Annotated in this window: 9 protein-coding genes; 8 read left to right on the top strand and 1 reads right to left on the bottom strand. The window is 72.6% G+C overall.

The annotated features are described in order from the left end of the window. Nucleotides 1-53 precede the first annotated feature (53 nt). The 5 genes from CS0771_RS10775 (at nt 54) to CS0771_RS10795 (ending at nt 4888) form a co-directional block, all read left to right on the top strand. Nucleotides 54-1316: a hypothetical protein gene (locus tag CS0771_RS10775; RefSeq protein WP_212840849.1), complete on the top strand. Its 1263-nt coding sequence runs from the start codon at nt 54-56 to the stop codon at nt 1314-1316. 81 nt (nt 1317-1397) lie between these two features. Then, nucleotides 1398-2447, top strand: coding sequence for a threonine synthase (thrC, locus tag CS0771_RS10780; protein ID WP_212840850.1), 1050 nt, complete (start codon nt 1398-1400; stop codon nt 2445-2447). Nucleotides 2448-2527: 80 nt separating this feature from the next. After that, nucleotides 2528-3739 (top strand): MFS transporter, encoded by a 1212-nt coding sequence (locus CS0771_RS10785; RefSeq protein ID WP_212840851.1) that lies wholly within the window; start codon nt 2528-2530, stop codon nt 3737-3739. A gap of 62 nt (nt 3740-3801) precedes the next feature. Next, nucleotides 3802-4665: an SPFH domain-containing protein gene (locus tag CS0771_RS10790; protein WP_212840852.1), complete on the top strand. Its 864-nt coding sequence runs from the start codon at nt 3802-3804 to the stop codon at nt 4663-4665. Nucleotides 4666-4675: 10 nt separating this feature from the next. Continuing rightward, a complete protein-coding gene (locus CS0771_RS10795) occupies nt 4676-4888 on the top strand; it encodes a hypothetical protein (protein ID WP_212846308.1) in 213 nt (70 codons plus the stop codon). A gap of 24 nt (nt 4889-4912) precedes the next feature. Here the strand turns inward: CS0771_RS10795 and CS0771_RS10800 are convergent, their stop codons facing one another. Further along, entirely contained in the window at nt 4913-5287 is a 375-nt protein-coding gene (locus CS0771_RS10800) for a hypothetical protein (RefSeq protein ID WP_212840853.1), read from the bottom strand. A 74-nt stretch (nt 5288-5361) separates the two neighbouring features. Here CS0771_RS10800 and thrB point away from each other — a divergent pair, with 74 nt between their 5' ends. The 3 genes from thrB to CS0771_RS10815 all read left to right on the top strand — a co-directional run bounded on the left by thrB (nt 5362) and on the right by CS0771_RS10815 (nt 12137). Further along, nucleotides 5362-6264 carry a homoserine kinase gene (thrB, locus tag CS0771_RS10805; RefSeq protein ID WP_212840854.1) on the top strand — a complete coding sequence of 301 codons (903 nt, stop codon included), beginning with the start codon at nt 5362-5364 and terminating at the stop codon, nt 6262-6264. 387 nt (nt 6265-6651) lie between these two features. Then, the gene (gene rho / locus CS0771_RS10810) at nt 6652-8541 is read left to right on the top strand and encodes a transcription termination factor Rho (RefSeq protein WP_212840855.1); all 1890 of its coding nucleotides are present in this window, start codon (nt 6652-6654) and stop codon (nt 8539-8541) included. Between the two features lie 212 nt (nt 8542-8753). Next, nucleotides 8754-12137 carry a phosphodiester glycosidase family protein gene (locus tag CS0771_RS10815; RefSeq protein WP_244870727.1) on the top strand — a complete coding sequence of 1128 codons (3384 nt, stop codon included), beginning with the start codon at nt 8754-8756 and terminating at the stop codon, nt 12135-12137. The last annotated feature ends 46 nt before the right edge of the window (nt 12138-12183 follow it).

Consider the following 12183-nt stretch of genomic DNA (forward strand, 5'->3'; position numbering starts at 1 on the left):
TTACCTCCTGAGGCCGCGTCGAGCCGTCGCGCGGCCCCGCCGAGGAGGTCGTGGTGAACCTGTGGGCAGACGTGACGGGGCGCAGGCAGCGGTGGGCGGATCGCCAGAACGCGCGCCTGCGGCGCGAGTACGAGGCGTCGCTGCGCCATTGGCAGAGCGAGGCGGATCTCAACGAGCACTACCACGCGCTGGCGCTCGGCGCGCGCCCGCTGGGCCCCGACCAGGCACCTGCCGGGGTGGGCCTGGGCGAGGACGAGGAGGTCTACTGGGCGGGTTCCGGCGCGGTCCTGGTGGAGTGCGCCGAGCCGGTCCGGATGTTCCGCCCGGTGCACGCGGCGTACTGTCCGGCGCGGCGCGTCGGGGCGTACGCCCCGCTCTACTACGACGCCGACGCCAGCCGTGACCGCGGCCGTGTCGTCGTCACCGACCAGCGGGTCCTCTTCATCGGTGGCCACGTCGATCGCACGTGGCCCTTCGCCGCGCTGACCGGACTGGTGCACTCCCACCGCGGCGCCATGACGCTCATGCGGGTCTCGCACCGCCAGGCCGACTCGGGCCTGGCGCTGGACCAGCGTTCCGGTGACGAGTTCCGGTTCTTCCTCGCCCTGGCGATGGCGGCGGCCCGGGGGGACCGGCCGGGCTTCGTGGCGCACGTGGCTCAGCTCGCGGCGCGTCACCTGGCTGAGCGGCCCACGCCGCCGCGTCAGGTGTCGCCCCGGCAGGCGCCGGCCGCCGCCACGGCCGCGGCCACCTGGCTGACGAGGTCCTGCTTCGGCCCGCCGGGTGCCACGACGGTGCGCCAGGCCGTGCCGGTGCTGATCATGGCCATGATCGCGCTCGGGGCGGGCGTGGTGCTGGTGCCCGGATCGGCGGACGGCCAGGCGAGCAGCCCGGCCGCCGCCGCGCGTACACCCGGCCCCACCACCGGCGTCACGGCGCAGGGCGGTCCGTCGCCGAAGCGCTCGCCGAAGCGGTCACCCGAGCGGTCACCGGAGCCGGCGCGCAGGCCGCAACCCTCCACCACGCCCACCCGGTCGCCGGCGTGGCGTTCGCCGTCGCCCTCGGCGGTCGCGGCCGATCCGGTGGCCTACTGCGAAGCTTTGGAGAACCCCTGGGGGTACACGTTCTGCGAGGGGGAGCCGATCACCGAGCCGGACGCCGCCTTCTGCGACTACTTCGAGTGCGTCAAGAACTTCTGGCACGGCAAGGGTCAGGTGGTCCAGTGCGAGGACGGGACGTTCAGCAAGTCGGGCGGCCGGGGCGGCTCGTGCGTGCAACACGGCGGCGAGAAGCGGACGCTGTATCAGGAGGGGTAACGTCCCGGAGGGTGGAACCTGAGTGGTGATCCGGTCGGCGACCGGGCAAGGTACTCGATGACACTCGGTAAGGAGACCAGCATGTGGCGTGGATTGATCGAGCAGTACCGGGACCGCCTGCCGGTGACCTCGAAGACGCCCGTGATCACGCTGCACGAGGGGAACACCCCGCTGGTCCCCGCCCCGGTGCTGTCCGACCGCACCGGCTGTGACGTGTACCTGAAGGTCGAGGGCGCCAACCCGACCGGCTCGTTCAAGGACCGGGGCATGACGGTGGCGGTGTCCACCGCCGTCGAGCACGGCGCCAAGGCCATCATCTGCGCCTCCACCGGCAACACCTCGGCCAGCGCCGCGGCCTACGCCGCGCGCGCCGGCATCACCTGCGCCGTCCTGGTGCCCCAGGGCAAGATCGCCCTGGGCAAGCTGGCCCAGGCGCTGGTACACGGTGCGAAGCTGCTCCAGGTCAGCGGCAACTTCGACGACTGCCTCGGGATGGCCGGCAAGCTGGCGCAGGACTACCCGGTGGCGCTGGTCAACTCGGTGAACATCGACCGGCTGCACGGCCAGAAGACGGCCGCGTTCGAGATCGTCGAGGCGCTCGGCGACGCGCCGGACATCCACTGCCTGCCCGTCGGCAACGCCGGCAACATCAGCGCGTACTGGATGGGCTACCAGGAGGACGTCGCGGCGGGCAACGCCTCGAAGGCCCCGAAGATGTACGGCTTCCAGGCCGCGGGCTCCGCCCCGATCGTCAACGGCCAGGTGGTGGCGAACCCGTCCACGATCGCGACCGCGATCCGGATCGGCAACCCCGCCTCGTGGACCAAGGCGCTGGACGCGCGCGACGCGTCGGGCGGCCTCATCGACGCGGTCACCGACCGCGAGATCCTCTCGGCGTACCGGCTGCTCGCCCGCGAGGTCGGCGTCTTCGTCGAGCTGGGCTCGGCGGCGAGCGTCGCGGGCCTGCTCCAGGCGAGCGCGGCGGGCAAGGTCCCGCACGGCTCGCGCATCGTCTGCACGGTGACCGGCCACGGCCTCAAGGACCCCGAGTGGGCCATCTCCACGGCCCCCGCCCCCACCACCATCGGCAACGACCCGCTGACCGCCGCCCGCGAACTCGGACTCGCCTGACCAGCCGCCGGAGGCGGCGCGCAGCAGATCACAGGGTGGCCAGCGCACCAGTGGGATGATCCCAGGTGTACGGTGCCTTCGTGCTCAGGGTCCTTACGCGTAGCGCCGACTTCCGGCGTCTCTTCCTCGCCGAGGTCATCGTCTTCGGCGCCGACTGGTTCGTCATGGTGCCGCTGCTGGTGCTGCTGAACAGGGAGACGGGGCAGGGGCTCTGGGGCGGGCTGGCGCTGGCGGTGGAGACCGGCACGGTCGCGCTGCTGCTGCCGTACGCGGGCACCATCGCGGACCGGTTCGACCGCAAGCTGATCCTGATCGTCTCGAACCTGTCCGCGCTGCTCGCCGTCGGCGGCCTGTTTCTGGTGCGCGGCCCCGCGGCGGGCCCGATCGCGCTGGTGGCGCTGGCCGCGCTGGCCACGGCGAAGGCGTTCTACACCCCCGCCGCCAACGCGGCGGTGCCGAACCTGGTGGAGCCGGCGGACATGGGCCCGGCGATGGCGGTGAACGGCACGGCCTGGGGCACCATGACCATCGTGGCCTCGTCGCTGGGCGGCCTGGTCACCGAGTGGCTGTCGCCGTACGCCTGCTTCGGGCTGGTCGCGGTCAGCCTGGCCACGTCGGCGCTGCTGACCTCGCGTATCAAGCGGCCCATGCAGGAGCTGGTCGCGGCGCAGCCCCGCCCGGCGTTCGCGGCGATCCGGGAGGCGCTGGGCTACCTGCGCCGCGAGCCGCGGCTGCTGGCGCTGGTGACGGTGAAGTCGGCGGTGGGCACCGGCAACGGCCTGCTGGCGACGTTCCCGTTCATCGCGGCGACGTTCGGGGTGGGCGCGCGCGGGCTGGGCCTGATGTTCGCCGTACGCGGCCTGGGCAGCCTGGTCGGCCCCTTCCTGTTCCGGGCCGCGCTGGCCCGGCCGCACTGGCTGTTCCCGGCGCTGGCGCTGTCCATGTCGACCTACGGGCTGGTCTACCTCGGTGTGGCCGGGGCGGGCTGGTTCCCGCTGGTGCTGGCGGGGGTCTTCGTGGCACACGCGGCGGGCGGCGGCAACTGGGTGATGTCGAACTTCGCCATCGCCCAGCAGGTGCCCGACGAGCTGCGCGGCCGGGTCAACGCCACCGACACGATGATCGCGATGCTCGCGGTGACCGCGTCGCAGCTGGTGGTGGGCGCGTTCGTGGACTCGGTGGACTGGCGGGTGCTGGTCGCCTGCTGCGGCTTCACCACGCTGACCTACGCGGTGGGCTGGTTCCTGGTCACCCGCCGCATCCCCACCCCGGCGCCGGCGCTGGCCGACTGACGAAGGCGCTTGACATGCCCTGCTAGCTTGGTGATATCACTTCGATAGTAGGGGGAGGCGCCATGCAGAAGCGGGCGTTCCGGATCTCCGGGTTCATCATGGTGCTGGTGTCGCTGCTGGTGCTGGGCGCCACGATCGGCTTCATCGCGGTCAGCCAGGACGCGCCGAACAACGACGCCCTGCTGGGCGTCGCCGTCGTCGTCGGCACGCTGCTGCTGGTGCTGATCGGCACCGGGTTCATCGTGATCAGCCCGAACGACGCGCGGGTCATCCAGTTCTTCGGCAAGTACGTCGGCTCGATCGGCGAGCCCGGGTTCCACTGGACCTGGCCGCTGACCGAGAAGAGCAAGATCTCCAAGCGGGTGCGCAACTTCGAGTCCAACCGGCTCAAGGTCTCCGACGCCGACGGCAACCCGGTGGAGATCGCCGCGGTGGTCGTCTGGCGGGTGGTCGACACCTACGCGGCCAAGTTCGCCGTCGACGACTTCGCGCACTTCGTCGAGGTGCAGGCGGAGACCGCGGTGCGGCACCTGGCGACCAGCTACCCGTACGAGGCGCACGGCAGCGGCCGGACCAGCCTGCGGGACAGCGCCGCCGTCAGCGACGAGCTGACCGCCGAGCTGCGGGAGCGGGTGGCGCTGGCCGGGGTCGAGGTGGTCGAGTCGCGGATCACCCATCTCGCCTATGCTGCGGAGATCGCGCAGGCGATGCTGGCGCGCCAGCAGGCGCAGGCGATCGTCGCGGCGCGGTCGACGATCGTGGAGGGCGCGGTCGGCATGGTCTCCAGCGCGCTGGAGCAGCTGAGCGAGCAGGGTGTGGTCGAGCTGGACGAGGAGCGCAAGGCGCACATGGTGTCCAACCTGCTGGTGGTGCTCTGCGGCGACCGCAACGCGCAGCCCGTCGTCAACACGGGCTCCCTCTACTGAGGACGGCCCGGTGCCTGAACGCAAGAAACTGTTGCTGCGGCTCGATCCCGCGGTGTACGACGCGGTGGCCCGCTGGGCGGCGGACGACCTGCGCAGCGTCAACGCGCAGATCGAGTACGCCCTGCGGGCCGCGCTGCGGTCGGCGGGGCGGCAGCCCGACCGCGCCGCCGCCGGACCACCGCCGGCGGACGCGGCCGATGAGGAGGACCCGGCGGACGGCTAGGCCCGCCGGGTCCGATCCCGACGATCAGAGCGGCGAGTCCGGCGCGGGCACCGCGTCGCGCACCACGACCGCGTGCCGCCGGCCGGCGAACACCGCCGCCACCAGCAGCGAGAGCCAGAGCAGGTGCAGCAGGCCGAGCACCACGTTGACGGCCGCGACCGCGTTCATCGGCGAGTCGAAGTCCTCGTACACCGTGCGGATGCCCCACAGTCCCCACCAGGTGCTGATGAGCACGCCGACGATGCCGAGCACGCAGGCGGTCATGGTGAGCCCGGTGGCCACGGCGCCGAGCCGGACCCGCATGGTCAGCGCGAGGATCAGGCCGACCAGGAACGGCACCGCGCCGATCAGCTGCGGCAGGGCGTAGCCGAGCATGCCTACGTCGAACGAGGATTCCACGAGATCTCCCGAGGGGTGGGCAACTCGGACACCGTATCGAGAAGCGGCAACCCGCGCACCCCTACGATGACCGCGTGACGATCTCCTTCCCGGCCGGGGCGTACACCGTCCTCGCGCCCGCGACCAGCGCCAACCTCGGGCCGGGGTTCGACGCCCTGGGCCTGGCCCTGGACCTCTGCGACGAGGTCACCGCCTGGGTCCCCGAGGGCGGCAAGACCACGGTCGAGGTCACCGGCGAGGGCGCGGGCGAGCTGCCGCAGGACGAGACGCACCTGATCGTGCATGCGATGCGGGAGACCTTCGCCGAGCTGGGCGCGCAGCCGTCCGGGCTGGCGCTGCACTGCCGCAACCGCATCCCGCAGGCGCGCGGGCTGGGCTCGTCCAGCGCCGCCATCGTCGCCGGGGTGACCCTGGCCAACGCGCTGGCCGGCGGCCGGCTGAGCCGGGCCGACGAGGTCCGGATCGCGGGCCGGCTGGAGGGCCACCCGGACAACATCGCGCCGTGCCTGCTCGGCGGCTTCACCATCGCCTGGACCGAGGCGGGCGGCGCGCGCGCCGTGTCGCTGCCGGTGGCGCCGGAGATCCGGCCGACCGTGTTCGTGCCCGCCGTACGCGGCCTGACCGCGCACGCCCGCGCCGCGCTGCCGGGGGCCGTGCCGCACGCGGACGCGTCGTTCAACGCGGGCCGCTCGGCGCTGCTGGTGCACGCGCTGACCAGCGCCCCCGACCTGCTGTTCGAGGCCACCGAGGACCGGCTGCACCAGAATTACCGGGCGGCGGGAATGCCGGAGACCGCCGCGCTGGTTGCACGTCTGCGGGAGGTGGGCGTCGCCGCCGTGGTGAGCGGCGCCGGGCCGACCGTGCTGGCGCTATCGGCCCTGCCATCCGGTTTCGACCTCGGTGGGAGTTGGCTGGCGCACACTCTGCCGGTTTTCTCTGGTGGAGCCCGTGTCTCGGCAGGTAGGATCCCGGGATAGAAACCGGGGCGTTTCACCTCGCTTTTGCAGCAGTTCAGACACGCCGAGTAGCCCGGTGTTGCCGCTGGTCTCAGTCGTTGATTACGCTCTAGGCAGCACAGCCGCGAAGCGCCCGATCTAGCGGGGCGGCGCAACCGGAGCTCGGTTCAGACGGATACCGTTTGCCAGACGGCCGTCCACCCCCAGTCCTATGCCTGCTGCCGCAGACTGATCGCACGCTCCAGGCGTGTCCGCGAAGTCGTCAATGGACGGCTCCGGAACGCCGTCGAGGTTGCGCGAAAACCCCCGTAGGGCTCGCGACGAGCACCAACGGGTTCCGAGGCCGCCCGGCCGCCAACTGTCTCACCAAGACCCGGGCTGCCCCGGCCAATCGAGGGAAGGAATCCATTGAGCGACACCACCGGCGTGACGTCGGATGTCTCCCACGTCGCTGACGACGCCTCCACCGGCCGGCGCCGCCGCTCCGCCGGCAGCGGACTCTCCGCGAAGCTGCTGCCGGAGCTGCAGACGATGGCAGCGGGTTTGGGAATCACCGGCACCGCGCGAATGCGTAAGGGCGAGCTGATCGCCGCGATCACGGCCAGCCAGGGCGGCGGCGCTCCGCGCCCCCGTGCTGATGTGGCCGCGGCCGCGGCACCGGCTCGCGAGGAGGTGCGGGCCGAGGTCCGCGAGTCCGCGGGCGAGCCCGCGGCCGCTGCCGAGGGCACCGAGCAGCGAGGCGAGCGGCGTGGCCGCCGCAACGCGCCGGAGCCGCGTGGTGAGGCGGAGGCGCCGGCCGAGGGCCGGGAGAGCCGTCGTGAGTCCCGCCGGGAGCGGGGCGAGCGCGGTGAGCGTGGAGACCGTGCCGAGCGTGGCGACCGCGGTGACCGTGCCGAGCGGGGCGAGCGGGGCGAGCGTGCCGAGCGTGGAGACCGTGCCGAGCGCGGTGACCGTGCCGAGCGGGGCGAGCGCAACGCCAACCGCGGCGACCGTGACGGTAACCGTGGCGAGCGCGACGGCAACCGCGGGGAGCGCGACGCCGGGTTCGACGGTGACGAGGACGGCGACGGCCGCCGTGGCCGGCGCAGCCGGTTCCGGGACCGCCGGCGCGGCCGCGAGCGCGGCGAGAGCGTCGGTGGCGGCGGCGAGCCGCAGGTGGCCGAGGACGACGTGCTCGTGCCGGTCGCCGGCATCGTCGACGTGCTCGACAACTACGCCTTCGTCCGGACCACCGGCTACCTCTCCGGCCCGAACGACGTCTACGTGTCGATGTCGCAGGTGAAGAAGTACGGCCTGCGCCGCGGTGACGCCATCACCGGTGCCGTGAAGACGGCCCGCGACGGCGAGCAGCGGCGCGACAAGTACAACCCGCTCGTGCGCCTGGACACCGTGAACGGCATGGAGCCCGAGGAGGCCCGCCGCCGTTCCGAGTTCTACAAGCTCACTCCGCTGTACCCGCAGGAGCGCCTGCGCCTGGAGACCGAGCCGCACATCCTGACCACCCGGGTCATCGACCTGGTCATGCCGATCGGCAAGGGCCAGCGTGCGCTGATCGTGTCCCCGCCCAAGGCCGGCAAGACCATGGTCCTGCAGGCGCTGGCGAACGCGATCACGAACAACAACCCCGAGTGCCACCTGATGGTCGTGCTGGTCGACGAGCGGCCTGAAGAGGTCACCGACATGCAGCGCTCGGTCAAGGGCGAGGTCATCGCCTCGACGTTCGACCGGCCGCCGCAGGACCACACCACCGTCGCCGAGCTGGCGATCGAGCGGGCCAAGCGCCTGGTCGAGCTGGGTCACGACGTGGTGGTGCTGCTGGACTCGATCACGCGGCTGGGCCGGGCCTACAACCTGGCGGCGCCGGCCTCCGGCCGTATCCTGTCCGGTGGTATCGACTCGACCGCGCTCTACCCGCCCAAGCGCTTCCTCGGCGCGGCCCGCAACATCGAGAACGGCGGCTCGCTCACCATCCTCGCCACGGCGCTGGTGGAGACGGGCTCCATGATGGACACGGTCATCTTCGAGGAGTTCAAGGGCACGGGTAACGCCGAGCTCAAGCTCGACCGGAAGATCGCCGACAAGCGCATCTTCCCGGCCATCGACATCGACCCGTCCGGCACCCGCAAGGAGGAGATCCTGCTGGCGCCGGAGGAGCTGGTCATCGTGCACAAGCTCCGCAAGGTCCTGCACTCGCTGGACTCGCAGGCGGCCCTGGATCTGCTGCTGGACAAGCTGAAGCAGACCCGGACCAACATCGAGTTCCTGATGCAGATCGCGAAGACCACTCCCGGCGAGTGACGTCAGCAGCGAAGACGGCGAGAGGGCCGGCACCGCGAGGTGCCGGCCCTCTTTCTTCTGCGGGTACGGCCGAGAAAATCGGGGGATGTGCAACTACCTTTCGGGGACTAGTGTTCGTCTGAAGTTTTCCTTCAGGCATCCGCGCTGCCGTGCGGCCTCCTCCGGACCGGGCTGCACTACACGGCAGCCACCCCTCATCCCCGGGAGGAACCGTGCCCCCGCGCAGGCGCATACGCCCCCTGCTGCTCGCCCTCACCGCCCTGGCCACGGCCGCCGCCGCTCTCCCGGCGCCCGCCGCGGCCGCCCCGCTGTTCGGCCCCGCCACCGATCCCTACGGCGAGGTCGTCACCGGACCCGACTACGTGGACACCCCGACCAGCACCCGCCCGGTCGCGCCGGGTGTCACGCTGACCTCGTTCGACCGGTACGACGCGCGCGGTTTCCTGCGGGCCGACGCGCTGACCGTCGACCTGTCCGGCAGCGCCACCGTCGACTACGTGTTCCCCGGCGCGGTCGCCGCCACCCAGCCGCTGTCCCAGCAGGTCGCCGCACGTGGCGACCGCCGCGTCGTGGGCGGGATCAACGGCGACTTCTTCGACATCAACAACTCCGGCGCGGCCCAGGGCGTCGGCATCCGCGACGGCGAGCTGATCCAGGCCCCGATCGCCGGGCACCACAAGGCCGTCGGCTTCACCGCCGGCGACGTGGGCCGCCTGGTCGAGGTGTACTTCGAGGGCACCGCCACGCCCGACGGGGCCGCGCCGATCGCGCTGTCCGGCTTCAACACGCACGTGCTGGGCGCGAACGCGGTCGGCGTGTACACCGGCCTGTGGGGCACCTTCAGCCGCGGCCGCCCGGTCACCGGCGCGAGCCGGGCCACCGAGGTCGTGCTGCGCGACGGCGTCGTCGAGTCCGTCTCCGCGACGCCCGGCAGCGGCGCGATCGCCGAGGGCACGCAGGTCCTGCTCGGCCGGGAGACGGGCGCGGACGCGCTCGCCGCATTGACCCCGGGCACCCGGGTGCAGGTCGGCTACCGGCCGCGCAGCTCCGACGGCGGCGAGCTGAGCACCGCCATCGGCGGCAACGTCTGGCTGGTGCGCGGCGGGCAGATCTCGCCCGAGGCGGCGGTGGACGCGGACAATCCGCGCAGCGCGGTCGGCTTCGACGCCACCGGCACGAAGATGTACCTGCTCACGGTGGACGGGCGGCAGGCCGACAGCCACGGGCTGACGCTGCGCGACCTGGCCGTGATGATGCAGCGGCTCGGCGCGCACGACGCGCTCAACCTGGACGGCGGGGGCTCGTCGACGATGCTCGCCCGCGAGCCCGGCACGGCCGCTCCGCAGATCGAGAACGCACCCTCGGACGGCACCGAGCGGCCCACCCCGAACGGCCTGGCCGTGCTGTCGCCGGTCGGCAGCGGTGAGCTGCGCGGCTTCTGGGTGGAGACCGCGACCGCGCCGATGGCCGCGCCCACCCTCAACGACGTACGCGGCGGGCGGCCCGACCGGGTCTTCCCCGGCCACACCCGCAAGCTCACCGCCGCCGGGTACGACGAGACCTACGGCCCCGCCGCGGGCGACCCGTCCTGGCTGGTCTTCCCGCCGATCGGCCGGGTCGAGGGCGGCGCGTTCAGGGCGCTCGCACCCGGCAGCGCGACGGTCACCGCGTACCGGGGCACCGCCACCGGCAAGCTCGGCCTGACCGTGCTCAACCCGCTCACCCGGATCAGCCCGACGGCCGGGCGGCTGTCGCTGGCCGGCGTCGGCGGCACCGGCAGCTTCGGCGTGCTCGGCTTCGACCGGGACGCACAGAGCGCCCCGATCGAGCCCGGCGAGGTGACCCTGTCCTACGACACCACGATCGTGGACATCGCGCCGGACGGCGCGGGCGGCTTCAAGGTCACCGGCAAGGCCGACGGCGGCACCGTCGTCGCGCTGACCGTGGACGGGTTCACCACGCGGGTCGGCGTCACCGTCGGCGCGCGGGAGGTCGTCGTCGCGAACTTCGACGACGCCGCCGCGTGGAAGTGCACCACCGCGCGCGCCACCTGCGCGGTCGCCGCGGCACCCGGCCACGACGGGCAGGGCCTGCGCATGTCGTACGACTTCACCCAGTCCACCGGCACGCGCACGTCGTACGCCACCCCGCCCGCCCTGATCGAGCTGCCCGGACAGCCGCTCGCGGTGAGCATGTGGGTGAATCCGGAGGCCGGTCGCGGCGAGTGGGCCCGGATGCAGGTCTACGACGGCACGGGGGCGCTGGTCCCGGCGTTCAGCGGCCCGTACCTGACGAGGAGCGGCTGGCAGAAGATCGAGTTCCCGGTGCCGGCCGGGCTGCAGTACCCGCTGAAGTTCCGCTGGTTCTACCCGGCGGAGACCAAGCCGGAGGCGTCCTACACCAACGCGATCGTCATCGACGACCTCGCGGTGAAGCTCCCGGCCGAGATCGACGTGCCCGCCGACCCGGCATACCGGCGTGACTTCGTGATCCGGGACGGGGCCGCCGCGGACGAGCAGTGGCGCTTCGCGGTCATGTCCGACGCCCAGTTCGTGGCCCGCAACCCGGACAGCGACCTGGTCCGCAACGCACGCCGCACGCTGCGCGAGATCAAGGCGGCCGCGCCGGACTTCCTCGTCATCAACGGCGACTTCGTCGACGAGGCCGCCCCGGCCGACATCGCGCTGGCCAAGCAGATCCTCGACGAGGAGCTGGGCGGCACGCTGCCGTACTACTACGTGCCCGGCAACCACGAGATCATGGGACCGGGCAACCTGGACAACTTCCGGGCCGTGTTCGGCGACACCCACCGGGTCGTCGACCACCGGGGCACTCGCCTGGTCATGCTCGACTCGTCCAAGGGCACGCTGCGCGGCGGCGGCTTCGACCAGGTGCTGATGCTGCGTAAGGCGCTGGACGAGGCGGCCGACGACCCGGCGGTCGGCTCGGTCGCGGTGTTCTTCCACCACCCGCCGCGCGACCCCACCCCGGTCCAGGCCAGCGAGCTGGCCGAGGCCAAGGAGGTGGCGACCGTGGAGCGGTGGCTGGCCGACTTCCAGTGGACCTCCGGCAAGGGCGCCGCGATGGTCAACAGCCACGTGGGCACGTTCGCGGCGAGCGAGATCGACGGCGTGCCGTACCTGATCAACGGGAACTCGGGCAAGGCGCCGTCGACGTCGGCCGCCGAGGGCGGGTTCACCGGCTGGACCATGATCGGCGTCGACCCGGTCACGCCGCTGGAGTGGCTGGTGCCGCGGCTGTACCCGCAGGCCGGGGTCAGCGACTGGTTCCACGCCGAGATCCGCCCGCACGTCGACGAACTGGCGCTGACCGCGCCCGGTTCGCTCGCCGTGGGCGCCTCCGGCCCGGTGTCGGCCGTGGTCACCCAGGCGGGGCGGCAGGTGCCGGTCGCCTACCCGGTGTCGGCGGACTGGTCCGGCACGGTGCACATCGGCCCCGCCCACAGTGCGCCCAGGTCCGCTGTGGCGGTCTACGACCCGGCCACCGGCCAGGTCACCGCCCTGCGTCCCGGCACCGCCACCCTGACGGTCACCGTCAACGCGGTCACCACGTCGGCCACCATCACGGTGTCCTGACCACCACCCTCACGCGGGCCCGCGCCAGCCGGTGCGGGCCCGCCCC

Source organism: Catellatospora sp. IY07-71, assembly GCF_018326265.1.
In the GTDB taxonomy this organism is placed as follows: Bacteria; Actinomycetota; Actinomycetes; order Mycobacteriales; family Micromonosporaceae; genus Catellatospora.